Below are 12,551 nucleotides of genomic sequence, written 5' to 3'. Positions count from 1 at the left end.
GCTCCCCTCCATGAAATCCACCACCCCACCGATCGTTTGCAGCGTGGCCCTCGCCGCGATGGCAGCAGCTGGCACGAGCCATTGGTGGTCCGTGCGGCAAATGCTTTCCAACCCGCTGCTTAGCATCCAGGAAACACCGGTCACTTTCCCGATTCCTTCAGTCAGCAACACGGTGAAGGCCGCCGCATCAAACGCGACTGATTCGATGTCTGAGGCGAAGCATGCCCTTCCGGATGATCTAACCACGACTTCCTCCGCTCAGGAAAAGTTTTACCAAAACCTGGTCGCCGAGCTGAAAGAACTCCGCACTCAAAATCAGGATCTGCGCGATCAAATCGCCGAAACCAATCGCGATGTCATGAAGCTGGAATTCCGAGTCGATACGCATTCGGAATCATTTCGACCGCTTCCTGTGAGTGAAGACCGCTTCGACACGACTTTCGAATCAAACAGTGGCATTCTGCCTCCGCGCGCGCTTCCCGTGGACTCGACCGATCACCCGTAAGTTGCAGTTGGCTTTGTTGCCTGCTTGCGTCTGAGCAAAAATGGGGCATAACTTCGGGTGATCGATTTACCATGAAACCTACGGCCCTGATTTTTTTCGCCAGTGCAACGTTGGCATCCGCTGCTCCTGAATGGGTTGGCGGACTTACTTCCCCAAGTGCCGGGCCACACCCCATCATCACGCCGATGAGCGTTGATTATCAGATCAGCTGGAAGGGCTTGGTCGACTCCGGCAAACTTCACATCGACTTCGGCCCGAAAAATATCAAGAAACCCGGGGCCTTTGTGATTCGTTCACACGCGGTCAGTCAGGGACTCGCAGCGAAACTTTACTCCTATCATCACGATTTCTGGAGTGAAGTTTTGCCCACTACCTTGCGACCACGATATTTTCACGCTGTCGAAACCGATCCGAAGGAAACGGTGACTTACACCATCCGCTACGATTCCAAACAGGTCGAAAGCGAATCGATCACCAAGAACCTCAAGTCCGGCAAATCCAATACCAAGAACCGGACGTTCACCTTTTCTCCAGTGTTCGATCTGTTTTCCGCAATGCTGCATGTCCGCAGCCAAAAGCTCGAAGATGGTGATCAAATTGCGATCGTGATCCATCCGTTCGACACCCCATATTTGCTACGAACCAAAGTCGTCAGCCATGAAGTTCACGAAGGGCAAAAGTCGATCCGCCTGAGCGTGGGAATGAATAAAATCGACCGCGATTCGCTCGAACTCAAAAGCTACAAAAAACTCAAGGATAACGCGACGCTCTGGCTCAGTGACGACAACGACCGTATCCCGCTCGAATTTCGCGCCGCCGTTTTCATCGGCGATGTCCGAGCGGTCCTGACCAACAAAAAGAAATTCTAACAACCTTCACCATTTTCCATGCACATCATCCCCCGCACTGCCATCGCGTTTCTCGCAACTGCACTTCTCGCCTGCGGATTTGAACTCCCGAAGTCCTCGACTCAATGCGTTTTAGGCATCGCGGATGATTGGGATTCCTCACAAGTCACCTTGCGCCTCTATCAGAAATCAGGCGGTTCATGGAAAGCCACCGGAGAGTCATGGAAAGCCAGGCTTGGTAAAAAGGGGCTCGTGTGGGGTCTTGGTCTGCACCCCAATCCTTCTGGTGCCACGGTGAAGAAAGAAGGCGATGGCCGCTCCCCAGCCGGAGTTTTCGCCATCGGCGGAGCCTGGGGATACGATCGAACGATTCAGAAAAATCCGAAGCTGTTTTATCATCAAGTCACTCCGCGCGATCTGTGGGTGGAAGATCCAAAATCACCGCAATACAATCATACCATTGTGTTAGATCACGATCCCGCCACCAAGTGGGAAAAGGCGCAGCAGATGCGGCAAGGAGATTACGCGCATTCACTCAAACTTTTCATCGCCCACAACGCGCCTCCGCATGTTTCACCCGGCCGAGGTTCTGCGATCTTTTTTCACATCTGGCGCGGCGGTGGCAGTGTCCCAACGGCAGGCTGCACCAGCATGCCGGAGGAAAAACTTCGCAGCATGATCTCACGCATCAACCCGGATCAAAAGCCGCTCTATGTGCTCCTGCCGAAGAGTGAATATCAGAAACACAAAGCGGATTGGAAACTGCCTTGAGGCGAATCCTCGTGATCACTTTTTGGTGATTTTCCAATCCTTCGGCGCAACAAATCCTTTTTTGCCGACGTCATAAGGTGGGATGGCATCCGCTGGCTGAAGCTTGCGGAAAGTTACCAATTTTTTCATCAGTCGCTCCACCACCTCCGGATTCTCTTCGGATAGCTCCTGCTTTTCGTTAGGATCTTTTGCCAGTTTGAAGAGGCGGATCTGATGTTTTCCTGAAATGTCACCCGCAAGTGAGGGCCCGTTCACGATCAATTTCCATGGACCGGAATGAATCGCGATGGTTTCGGAGTCCTCACCCGTTTGACCATGATAAAAGTAGAGATCGCGTGCTGGCAGTTCAGCAGTTTTCCCCGTTAGCACCGGGTTGAGATCAACACCGTCGAGCGGTTTGCATCCGGCAGATTCCGGCGTGTGATCTGTTAGAGCCATGACGGTTGGCAGCACATCAATGAAAGCCATTGGCTGCTCAATTTTTTTACCGGAAGCATAAACGCCAGGGTAGCGAACACACGCAACGGTGCGCACTCCACCTTCGAAATTGGTGAGCTTGTTGCCACGCAAGGGAGCGTTGTTCTTTTTGATATCGTGCACTCCACCGTTGTCGCTAAAGAACCAGACAACCGTATTTTTCTCGATCCCTGCCTGTTTGATAGAATCCAGAATCCGGCCAACCTGATCGTCCATCGCAGTAATCATCGCATAGTAGGTGCGCTTTTTGACGTCTTTGATTTGGCTGTATTTTTCGAGATAACTTTCCGGAGCCTCGAACGGTGAATGCGGCGCGTTGAATGGCACGTAGCACAGAAATGGTTTTTCATCGGTGGCGGCTTTGCCGATGAAATTGACCGCAGCGTCACCAATCACGGTCGTAGAATATCCTTCAGGCCGAATGGATTCTTCATTGTGATGCCAATCCACTTCGCCCTCCCGTTCAAAAGTGAAGTAGTCGATCGCGCCGTTGTAACAGCCGGTGAATTCGGTGAATCCGCGAGCAAGTGGCAACCATTTTTGCTCCGCATGCCCGAGATGCCACTTGCCGAATGCCCCACATTGGCCGTAACCGGCCGCTGCCAGTGCAGCCGGCATCATGACCTCATCCACTGAAACTCCGTAATCACGCCAAGGCGGAATGACCGAACGGGCGCAGCCAAATCGAATAGGGTAACGCCCGGTCATGAGGCCCGCCCGCGTGGGGCTGCACATGGGAGACGTGTAAAATTGATCCAACTCAACGCCATCTTTGCAGAGCCGATCGATGTTCGGGGTCTTCACCTCCGCATTGTGATAGCCTACCGCATTCCAGCCCAGATCATCCGCCAAAAGGATCACCACATTCGGTGGTTTCGGTGCAGCGTCGGCAGCTTCCGATTTCGACAAAAAGCACCAGCCGAAGAAAAAGATCGAATAGCAGAGAGATAATTTCATGGGTTGGCGGAATGGGATTCGGGGATCTAACCGAACGAACGAGACTTAGTTACGGACTGAGATGACTCTAACATTCAAAAAATTATTTCAGGCAATTTAGTTAGGTTCATCTAACATCCCCGGACATCAATTAAGGCTTGCGTCGCGCATGAGCAAAGCGCAGCACTAAACCCATCATGAAGAGCCGAATTCTCCGCTGGGCTATCGCGACTGTTACCCTCACCACTCCTCTGCACGCAGAATTTCGCACTTGGACCAGCACGGAAGGCTCCAAGATTCAGGCTGAGTTCGTTAAAGTAGAAAACGAAAGTGTCACCCTCAAACTGCTAAACGGCAGCATTAGCACCTTCCCTGAATCGAAACTTTCACAAGCGGACCAGGAGTTCATCAAAAGTTCTCAGACCACTGTTGCTGCTCCATCTGCTTCGACCGAAAAAGAAAAGCCGACTGTTCCAGAAAATCGGAAAGCCAAATGGCTCACCAGAATGGACAAGGCGAAGCAAGAGTCTGAAGAAACTGGCCTACCTATTTTCGTACTTTTCACCGGGACCACCTGGTGCCCCTACTGCATCAAACTGGAAAAAGCGGTGTTTTCAGAAAAGGAATTCAAGAGCTACGCCAATCAACATCTGGTGCTTCTGATGCTCGACTTCGGCCCTGGCGGCACACCGAACAATCGCCGCGATGAAAAGCTCGCGAAAGAATTCGGAGTCAAAGGTTTCCCGACTTATTTCCTGACCAACTCTGAAGGCAAACAGCTTGCCTCGGGAGGTTATCACGACGGCATCACCCCATCAGAATTCGCCAAATGGGTGGATTCCAATGCCTCGAAGTCCTAATCAGGGCTGACCGATTCCTATTCTTCAAGCCTGCGGCATGGATCCCAATCCCTGCCGCGGGCTCTTTTTTCGCCAGTAATTTCTGGCTAATTTCCTTGGGCTTGAGCGCCCTATTTCTAAGCTCACGCCATCCATGAACGCGCCATCACCCCCTTCTGCCGACCCGCAAGTCCGGATGGTAAACAGCTTCGAAGAATTGGTCAGCGCGACGTTCGAAAATGGCGTGAATGCACTCTGCTGGCCTCGAACTCTTCCCGGCGATTATGCTGAAATCGTTCAGCATCTGGATCACGATACGAGCGATGGAGTCATGTCGTTAGATGCAGATTTTCTCCGCTCACTGCCGCTCAGCCCCGCTGGAAAAATCGCCATGGAGACGATGCTCCAAGATCTCCAGCTCTTGCGAGATCATGATCTTGAACCCATCCTCAATTGCATCACCGCCTATCCCCGCGATGAAGAACCTGGTCCGATCGTCACCGATGTCTTTTCATTCCACGCAGACAGTGCTCCCGTAGAAGCAGATACCTGGCTTTGCACCTACCATGGAGCGTGCAGTGAGCGCTTGCCGAATGATCAAGTCCAACGCCGAGTGGACGTGCCCGATACCCGAGCCGAGCTATTGGCCATCTATGGAGGAGCAGATGACGAGGAATTTGAATCATTCCTCACGGATCACTGTTACGATCTCCACTATGCGCGCAGCTCCGGCTCACAACCCCAAAAGTTTGGGATCGGCAATCTCTGGCGCATCGCAGTTGCCTGGCCAGGCAGCCCGGTGCCACCGTGCGTTCATCGTGCTCCGGACACCTTGCCTGGAGACCCGCCACGCCTACTGCTCATCAGCTAATCTCGAATAGATCTAACAGTTTTTGTTAGAGATTCATCAGGAAGATAAAAAGCATAGCAGCCGCCTTGACTCATTGGTTTCACACCTACGCGGAGCAAATGCAAAATTCGCCATTCAAAGCGACTGCCATCTATGCGAAGATCCGTTGTTTATTTGCGTCGGCGAATCATAAGCAATCCTGCCCCAAGAATTCCCAGCATGGCAGAACTAGGCTCAGGAACCATCAATTGGATGGCATCTAACGAAACGTGATCTGCTTCACTGCTGATCGAAATCGAATAGGATTCGCCACTATCGAGGCCACTGAAGGTCCAGGCATAGATTTCGAAGGTATTCGAGCCTTCCGTCACTGAGCCAAGATATTCGGGCGTTGCGCTGGCCAAAGTAAGGCCGTCGCTGGCAATCGAGAAGTAAGATTCCGCCGTATAGGCACTTGGTGCGGTATATTTCATGATCAGAGTGACCGACGAAATCGTTTCAGTCGCCTCGCCGGAGATCTCCATGGAAAACGAGTTTCCACCAGAGTAAATTCGATCACCTCCACCTGTTAGATAGCCCGAAGTGTAGGAATCCAATGTTGCCGTCAAAGGAGCATCTGAAGTATCGGGCAAGTCACTGTCAAAGGCGACGCCAGGAAATGTGTCCCACGTGGTGACCAATTCGCCTCCTGGGAGGCCTACGGTCGTTGCTGATGCCATGCTTGCCAAAGCCAAGCTGGCGAGAATCGGGAGGCAGATATGAGATTTCATGTGTGCGAGCAGCATCCCTCGCGACGTGGATTTCTCGCAAGCGGTCGGTTATCCATTCCTGGCGTCGAATTGCCAGATGTTTCACCTGCCCAGCTTTACTCAATGGACTCATTTTTTCGGCTTCATGAATTTGAAGCGACCGTACAACGGATGGTCATCACCAATAACCTGCGGCTTCATCTTAGCTTTCCAATCGCTGTAATCCTCCTTCAACCGCTCGACAACCCCCGCATTCTCATTCGCAACATTCTTACTTTCACCAGGGTCGCTAGAAACTGAATAAAGCTCAGGCGCATTGTCGCCCTCCATGACAAGTTTCCAATCCCCTTCACGAATCGATCGCAATGGCCGCGCCAGGTTGGTATCCCGTCCGGGGATGCGCCATTCTTTGTGATCATTGTAGATCCAGCAAAGTTGTGGATGGACAGGTGATTTGTTAGAACCCGCCACGTACGGCATAAGGTCGACTCCATCGACGTTAGCCGGAACTTTCACACCTGCGGCAACCAAACTGGTGCTATACGCGTCCATGACATGCACCATCGGCTCATACGTGCTGCCCGCAGGAATATGACCAGGCCAACTCGCGACAAAGGGCACACGTATGCCCCCCTCAAGAACATCAAATTTCATTCCCCGATGAGGTCCATTGCTGGTTCCCAGCACCGGAGGCTCTGCTCCATTGTCACTGATGAAAAACACCAGTGTGTTCTGGTCCAACCCGGTTTCCTTGAGAGTCGCCATCAAACGGCCGATATTATCATCCAGATTGGTAATGATCGCCGCTGCGGTTTTGCGCTTTCCTGTCAGATTCGGAACCCTGGCAAGATCCTCCGGTTTTGCCACTTGTGGCAAATGGGCAGCCATGTGGGCCAAGTGAATGAAAAATGGTTTATCATGCTTTTGCTTGAGGAAATGACAAACTTCATCCGTGAGAAGATCGGTGATATACCCCTTCCGAATTTTCTCAGTGCCATTGCGCGACAACTTCGGGTCGACATATCTGCCGGCAGCACCGAAATAGCCGTAAAATTCGTCAAAACCGCGATTGCGCGGAGCGAATTCAAAATGATCGCCTTTCCCAAGATGCCATTTGCCAATCAATCGCGTTTCGTAACCAGCTTCATGCAATTTCGTCGGCAGGGTGACCTCATTGACATCCATCCCACCCTTCGGTCCATCGAGAGGACGATTATCCTCAATGCCAAATCTAGCGGGATAACGGCCTGTCATTAAAGCCGCGCGAGTTGGCGAACACGATGGCAACGCGTAACCATTGGTGAAAATGCATCCACTCTTCGCCAAAGCGTCGATGTTCGGTGTCGGGAAATCCGTTCCTCCGGAAAACCCGAAATCCCCCACGCCAATATCGTCCACCAAAATCGCAATGATGTTCGGTTTGGCATTTTCCTCTGCAACCAAGGTTCCAGCGGAGCACATCACCACCAGCATGCAAATTAGCCGACTTGAAAAACGCGATCTCATGACGGCTCCAAAACTGAGCGACTTCAAATCAGCCGGTCAAGGCATTAAACCCAAATGGATGCCTGATGGATAGGCCAGGCATTTGAATCAACTCACAGCATCATGAACCGAAAAAGCCGACCATCCAAATGTTTTAGGAAGCTGATTGCTTAACCCTTTTCCGTAGCCAAGCTCTAACAGGTTCATCATAAAGCTTCAAACTCGCATAAGCTAAAACGGCGGCTCCAGAAAATGTAAGCAGCGCATAGGGCCAGGCTTGTCGCAAAGTGATCCCACTGTGATTACTCACCCAAGCGACATAAAAGTAAACCAGCACATAATGAGTCATGTATAAAGGATAGGATAATTCGCCGAGAAACTTACAAATTCGTCCCTTCGATTCAGTCCTCATCACCTGACTGGAACCAAGATAAACGATCAGCGGAAATACAACGATGATGCAAAATGCTTCATATAAGCCATTCATCCAAAGGTGATCTTCACCACCGATTCTTGGCATGAACAGCACAGTCACCAACAACAAGCTGCACCACAAGAACGAGTTCTTGATGTAAACGGGTCGCGCTACCCGAGACAAAAGCAAACCCGCAAAAAACGGAAACAGGGTACGGGTGATCCCAATTCGCATGTGCTCGGCATTCAGCGTCCAACCACCAGCGATGTCGCCATTTGGATTGGTCACTGCAAAATGCAGCAGCAGTGCGCCTGCAAGAAACACGAAACAGGCCAACCCTTTGTTCGATAATTTTCGCAAGCCAAGCGCATAGAAAATATTGGCAATGTATTCGAAGAACAACGACCAAGCCACGCTATTCAAAGGATGCATCTCCTGCCACCCACGGATATCCATCGAAAGCGGTATGGGCAGAACCGTGTAGCCAATCAACATGACCACGATCAACTTCCAGACCGGAACCTCATGGATATGCGGCCATATCGTGGAATCCGTAAAATAAAAGCCGATGGCTCCGAGAGTCATGCCCAGAATTACCAGAGGTTGCAATCGCTCGAAACGGCGCCGCAAAAAGCCGCCGATCGTCATCTTGCCCCAGCGATCATCGTAAGCATATCCGATCACATAGCCTGACAGCAGAAAGAAAAAATCAACCGCCAGATAACCATGATTGATCACATTTTCAAAACGACTGGCGGCGAGCGGTTCGGAAAGATGAAAGAAGACAACGATCACCGCTGCGACCCCACGAAGCCCATCTAACACCTGATAATGCGGCTTCGTTCCAAGTTGATTGTTGCTCATACCTCGACCCAATTTTTGGAAAAAGCACGCCCGACTGGATTCGAACCAGTGACCATCCGCTTAGAAGGCGGATGCTCTATCCAACTGAGCTACGGGCGCGTTGGGGGCACCGAATTAGCAGACGAAATCCAGGAAGTCAAAAACCAGCTGGAAAAAATCACTCGCCCCGTTACCTAAGACTCCATGGAAGCGCTTGAACCGAGCATTGGAATCATTGGAGGTAGCGGTCTTTATGAGCTGGAGGGGATCGAGCAAATCGAGGACAGAATCATCAAAACCCCTTTCGGTGACCCTTCGGATACGCTGATCGGGGGAAGATTGATGGGGCGGAAAGTCTGGTTTTTGCCGCGTCATGGGCGCGGACACCGGTTGCTGCCGACGGAAATCAATCATCGGGCCAATATCTGGGCGCTGCGCAGCTTGAATGTGCGCTGGCTGATTTGCGTAACGGCCGTCGGATCATTAAAAGCAGAGTATGAACCGCGGGATGTGTTGTTGCCCGATCAGTTTTTTGATCGGACCAGCCGTCGCACTGAACACACTTTTTTCGGCGGTGGCATCGTCGGCCATGTCGCCTTTGCGGATCCTGTCAGTCAGGGGCTGCGTGAAATTCTGCGGGACTCGGCAGTGGGCAAGGTTTCCCGTGTCCACGATCGGGGCACTTATGTGAACATGGATGGTCCGGCGTTCTCCACACGGGCGGAAAGCTTGGCGAACCGGCAGCTTGGTTTCGACGTCATCGGCATGACGAATCTGGCCGAGGCGAAGCTGGCACGCGAAGCGGAAATCGCTTTGGCAACGTTGGCGATGATCACCGATTACGATTGTTGGAAAGAGGAAGAAGAACCTGTGACCGCTGAAACGGTGATGGGCCATCTCCACGCCAATGTTTCTGCCGCAAAGCAGATTCTCGCAGCTGCCATTCCGAAAATTCCAACAGTCCCGGATTGGCCGGAACACTGTGCGCTGGATGGTGCGATCATGACTCCGAAGGCGTTATGGCCAGAGCAAAAAAAACGCGCCCTTCTGCCCTTGTTGGAGCGCTTCACATCTCTCTGACAGGAAAAAAGATAGACGTGACAACATCCGATTGTTCGATAACCTAAAACAAATTTGTCCGCACTCCCTCCCTTATCCTGCAATGAATCCGCTGAACCATTTGGGCCATCCACTGAATCCGAAGCACAACCTGGGGGACAACCTCTCCGGCCTTGAATTATCGAAGCTTTCACGGCGCAGCTTCATGCTGATGGCAGCCGCACTCACCAGTTGCGCAGCGGCTCCGCCACTTGAGGAAAAGAAAAAAATCGCGAGCCCGACTCCGATCAAAACCAAAAAATCGGATTACAAAACGCCTGCCGTAAAAGGCCCTGTTCCGCGCAATCCAGATCAGCATCTGACCACGGATTTCTCCCACACCGCCGACATCACCTTTACCCATGTGCCGGTCACCAGCAAATACATCGCGATGACCTTCGACGATGGCCCACATCCGAAAAATACTCCTCGGTTGCTGGATATGCTGCGCCAGCGCAACATCAAAGCGACGTTCTTCGTAATCGGTCGCAGTGTGAATCTCTATCCGGACGTCATCCGCAGGACTGTTGCAGAGGGTCATGAAATCGGAAACCACACGATGACTCACCGATCGCTCAGCAAATTGAGTGATGATGAGGTTCGTAGCGAAATCCGCCGATGCACGGATGCGATTGGCGTTGCCACCGGCATCCAGCCACGCACGCTGCGTCCGCCTTACGGTGCCTTGCTGCAACGCCAGCGCGCCATGGTTCACGATGAGTTTGGTTATCCGACGATTTTGTGGTCGGTCGATCCCCTGGATTGGAAAAACCGAGTCCCATCGCTCGTCTCATCGCGCATTCTCGCCGGTGCAAAGCCGGGGGCCATCATTCTTTCGCACGACCTCCATTCCACCACCGTGGATGCGATGCCTGACACCTTGGACGCATTGTTGAGCCGCGGCTATCAATTCGTGACCATATCCCAGTTGATTGCGATGCAAGTCGACGCAACCGCACAAGCGGCCCAAGGCTCCGCCAATTCCTGATCCCTACCCTCCACCCACCGAGCCAAGAAATGTTTGGCGAGCGATATTTCGCCCTGCGTGAAAGGCTCTGCGGAGTGATATCGGGAATTCACGCCCTAGCGCTGGATACCCATACCGATATCACCGGGCAGCTCCCGGACGATGCTGGATCCGATCTTTACCAGCCCTTCGTCCTGGCCGCCTGTGGCGAAACCAACAGCGGAAAGTCGACGCTTTTCAACGGCCTTGCGGGTCAGGAAATCTGCAAGGCCAATGTCCTGCCCGAGACACGCGTGGTGGGCATCTACCAACATGGCGCAACCCGCCGGGATATCGAGCGCGACCCGCTGCTGGTTGAAAAGCAGATCCCAATCGACTTTTTGCGGGATTTCCACCTCATCGACACTCCGGGGACCAATTCGAAAATCGAGGGTCATGAAGAGGTCACCCTCCCTCTCCTGCCTTCTGCGGACCTAATTTTTGTCGTTTTCCCCATCTCCAATCCCTGGGGCGCAGCCACCTGGAATTTCGTATCTCGCATCCCGGCTGAGGCTTTCGAAAAAGTCGTTTATATCATCCAGCAGTGCGATCAACGAGGCCCCAAAGACATCCATGTGACTCTGGGTCACATGAAGGATCTCTCGCTGAAACGGACGGGAATGGTCCCGCGCATGTTTGCCGTTTCCGCGAAATCCGCATTGGACTCGAAGCAATTGGAGGAAGGACTGGCGCTATTCAAGGCCAGCGGGATTGAGCCGTTGGAAAATTTTATTTCCGAGGAGATTTGCTATTCCAGACAACGGCGGGAGCGGCTTGACACGTGGCGGTATCGCTCAAGCCTGGCCCTTCGCGAAATCGAAGATCGGATCGAGGAGCAAACCCGCATCCTGAACGATCAGGGACATTTCATCGATTCCATCGAACAGGAAATCGAGGGAATCCGTGAGCAATTTGTCATCCGCCTGCCGCAGCACCTGTCTGGCGTCGCTGAAGTTTTCCAAATCGCTGCCGTTGGCGTGTCGAAGGTGCTGTCGCGTCGGCTGGGTGCCCTGCGTTCCATCGTGCGGCTTTTTACCAATGGTAAGGCCAGCCAGGACATGGAAACCCTGTTCGCCAAGCGTCTTGAGGAATCGGTGCGATCGGTCGCTGAAGATGATGGAACTGAAGTGCTGCGTGCTTGTTGCGTGCACTGGGAGGATCTACGGGAACGGGTCCGCGAAACCATGCATGTGGAGCTGGGAGATTCCGCAGAATTGGAAGAAACGCTGAGTGCGCCTAGAAAGCATTTCGTCAACCGGCTGCAAACTGCTGCGCGATCCGGAATCGGCAGCCTCAAGGTCCGGACTCAACTGGAAAAAGACCTGCGGCGGCGTGAAGTCGCGCTCAAGTCTTTCACTTTCACCACTTTGCTATTTCTCACCATCGCCGGCACCCTCGGCGCTTGCGGGCTGCAGCTCATCGCCGTCATCATTTCCTGCATCGCCGGGATTTTCCTCACGCTGGGCATTGTTGCGGCATGGCTGACCCGCAAGAGCATTCGCGCGGATTTTCAGGATCGGCTGCTCGACACCTGCGATGCCTTCGCAAGCACCTTGCGCGCGGATTACGAAGAAGCACTGCGATTGGTGTTCCAGGAATACACGGAATGCCTGGATGGCGTTCGCAAGCACCTGATCGCTGAAAAACAAGCCGTCGAGCCGCGGCTGACTCGCTGGAAAGAGTTGTTCCTCACGCTCAAAGCCATCGAACAGGACATTTGAGCGAATGC

General features: G+C 52.7%; 12 protein-coding genes and 1 tRNA gene. 8 read left to right on the top strand and 5 right to left on the bottom strand.

From position 1 onward, the window contains the following. Positions 1-10: 10 nt before the first annotated feature. The 3 genes from JIN85_RS09155 to JIN85_RS09145 all read left to right on the top strand — a co-directional run bounded on the left by JIN85_RS09155 (position 11) and on the right by JIN85_RS09145 (position 2,124). Entirely contained in the window at positions 11-505 is a 495-nt protein-coding gene (locus JIN85_RS09155; RefSeq protein ID WP_200269876.1) for a hypothetical protein, read from the top strand. A 71-nt stretch (positions 506-576) separates the two neighbouring features. Beyond that, positions 577-1,374, top strand: coding sequence for a DUF3108 domain-containing protein (locus tag JIN85_RS09150; RefSeq protein WP_200269874.1), 798 nt, complete (start codon positions 577-579; stop codon positions 1,372-1,374). A gap of 18 nt (positions 1,375-1,392) precedes the next feature. Next, positions 1,393-2,124, top strand: coding sequence for a L,D-transpeptidase family protein (locus JIN85_RS09145; protein ID WP_200269872.1), 732 nt, complete (start codon positions 1,393-1,395; stop codon positions 2,122-2,124). 15 nt (positions 2,125-2,139) lie between these two features. Here JIN85_RS09145 and JIN85_RS09140 read toward each other — a convergent pair whose 3' ends face one another. Then, entirely contained in the window at positions 2,140-3,558 is a 1,419-nt protein-coding gene (locus JIN85_RS09140) for a sulfatase-like hydrolase/transferase (RefSeq protein WP_200269870.1), read from the bottom strand. Positions 3,559-3,734: 176 nt separating this feature from the next. Between JIN85_RS09140 and JIN85_RS09135 the strand changes: the two genes are divergently transcribed. Together JIN85_RS09135 and JIN85_RS09130 are read left to right on the top strand one after the other, a co-directional pair. Beyond that, positions 3,735-4,397 carry a thioredoxin fold domain-containing protein gene (locus JIN85_RS09135; protein WP_200269869.1) on the top strand — a complete coding sequence of 221 codons (663 nt, stop codon included), beginning with the start codon at positions 3,735-3,737 and terminating at the stop codon, positions 4,395-4,397. Between the two features lie 133 nt (positions 4,398-4,530). Next, complete coding sequence (locus JIN85_RS09130; protein WP_200269867.1) at positions 4,531-5,247, top strand: DUF1826 domain-containing protein; 717 nt, start codon at positions 4,531-4,533, stop codon at positions 5,245-5,247. A gap of 149 nt (positions 5,248-5,396) precedes the next feature. Here the strand turns inward: JIN85_RS09130 and JIN85_RS09125 are convergent, their stop codons facing one another. From JIN85_RS09125 to JIN85_RS09110, 4 genes are all read right to left on the bottom strand, one after another. Further along, positions 5,397-5,996, bottom strand: a complete 600-nt coding sequence (locus tag JIN85_RS09125) for a PEP-CTERM sorting domain-containing protein (protein WP_200269865.1) — start codon at positions 5,994-5,996, stop codon at positions 5,397-5,399. Between the two features lie 108 nt (positions 5,997-6,104). Next, on the bottom strand, positions 6,105-7,481 hold the full coding sequence (locus JIN85_RS09120) for a sulfatase-like hydrolase/transferase (protein ID WP_200269863.1): 1,377 nt from the start codon (positions 7,479-7,481) through the stop codon (positions 6,105-6,107). A gap of 133 nt (positions 7,482-7,614) precedes the next feature. Beyond that, positions 7,615-8,739, bottom strand: a complete 1,125-nt coding sequence (locus JIN85_RS09115) for an acyltransferase family protein (protein WP_200269861.1) — start codon at positions 8,737-8,739, stop codon at positions 7,615-7,617. A 25-nt stretch (positions 8,740-8,764) separates the two neighbouring features. Next, a tRNA-Arg gene (locus JIN85_RS09110) sits at positions 8,765-8,838 on the bottom strand. 84 nt (positions 8,839-8,922) lie between these two features. Here JIN85_RS09110 and mtnP point away from each other — a divergent pair. The 3 genes from mtnP to JIN85_RS09095 all read left to right on the top strand — a co-directional run bounded on the left by mtnP (position 8,923) and on the right by JIN85_RS09095 (position 12,543). Beyond that, positions 8,923-9,798, top strand: coding sequence for an S-methyl-5'-thioadenosine phosphorylase (mtnP, locus tag JIN85_RS09105; protein WP_200269859.1), 876 nt, complete (start codon positions 8,923-8,925; stop codon positions 9,796-9,798). Positions 9,799-9,880: 82 nt separating this feature from the next. Beyond that, positions 9,881-10,804 (top strand): polysaccharide deacetylase family protein, encoded by a 924-nt coding sequence (locus JIN85_RS09100; RefSeq protein ID WP_200269857.1) that lies wholly within the window; start codon positions 9,881-9,883, stop codon positions 10,802-10,804. 29 nt (positions 10,805-10,833) lie between these two features. Beyond that, complete coding sequence (locus JIN85_RS09095; RefSeq protein ID WP_200269855.1) at positions 10,834-12,543, top strand: GTPase; 1,710 nt, start codon at positions 10,834-10,836, stop codon at positions 12,541-12,543. Positions 12,544-12,551 lie beyond the last annotated feature (8 nt).

It is taken from the genome of Luteolibacter pohnpeiensis (assembly GCF_016595435.1).
GTDB lineage: Bacteria > Verrucomicrobiota > Verrucomicrobiia > Verrucomicrobiales > Akkermansiaceae > Luteolibacter > Luteolibacter pohnpeiensis.
This window is presented reverse-complemented; position numbering and strand designations above follow the sequence as displayed.

What these genes read in the sequence shown, in the direction of transcription:
- JIN85_RS09155 (WP_200269876.1), top strand. Translation starts at nt 11, where the DNA reads ATGAAATCCACCACCCCACCGATCGTTTGCAGCGTGGCCCTCGCCGCG.
- JIN85_RS09150 (WP_200269874.1), top strand. Translation starts at nt 577, where the DNA reads ATGAAACCTACGGCCCTGATTTTTTTCGCCAGTGCAACGTTGGCATCC.
- JIN85_RS09145 (WP_200269872.1), top strand. Translation starts at nt 1,393, where the DNA reads ATGCACATCATCCCCCGCACTGCCATCGCGTTTCTCGCAACTGCACTT.
- JIN85_RS09140 (WP_200269870.1), bottom strand. Translation starts at nt 3,558, where the DNA reads ATGAAATTATCTCTCTGCTATTCGATCTTTTTCTTCGGCTGGTGCTTT.
- JIN85_RS09135 (WP_200269869.1), top strand. Translation starts at nt 3,735, where the DNA reads ATGAAGAGCCGAATTCTCCGCTGGGCTATCGCGACTGTTACCCTCACC.
- JIN85_RS09130 (WP_200269867.1), top strand. Translation starts at nt 4,531, where the DNA reads ATGAACGCGCCATCACCCCCTTCTGCCGACCCGCAAGTCCGGATGGTA.
- JIN85_RS09125 (WP_200269865.1), bottom strand. Translation starts at nt 5,996, where the DNA reads ATGAAATCTCATATCTGCCTCCCGATTCTCGCCAGCTTGGCTTTGGCA.
- JIN85_RS09120 (WP_200269863.1), bottom strand. Translation starts at nt 7,481, where the DNA reads ATGAGATCGCGTTTTTCAAGTCGGCTAATTTGCATGCTGGTGGTGATG.
- JIN85_RS09115 (WP_200269861.1), bottom strand. Translation starts at nt 8,739, where the DNA reads ATGAGCAACAATCAACTTGGAACGAAGCCGCATTATCAGGTGTTAGAT.
- mtnP (WP_200269859.1), top strand. Translation starts at nt 8,923, where the DNA reads ATGGAAGCGCTTGAACCGAGCATTGGAATCATTGGAGGTAGCGGTCTT.
- JIN85_RS09100 (WP_200269857.1), top strand. Translation starts at nt 9,881, where the DNA reads ATGAATCCGCTGAACCATTTGGGCCATCCACTGAATCCGAAGCACAAC.
- JIN85_RS09095 (WP_200269855.1), top strand. Translation starts at nt 10,834, where the DNA reads ATGTTTGGCGAGCGATATTTCGCCCTGCGTGAAAGGCTCTGCGGAGTG.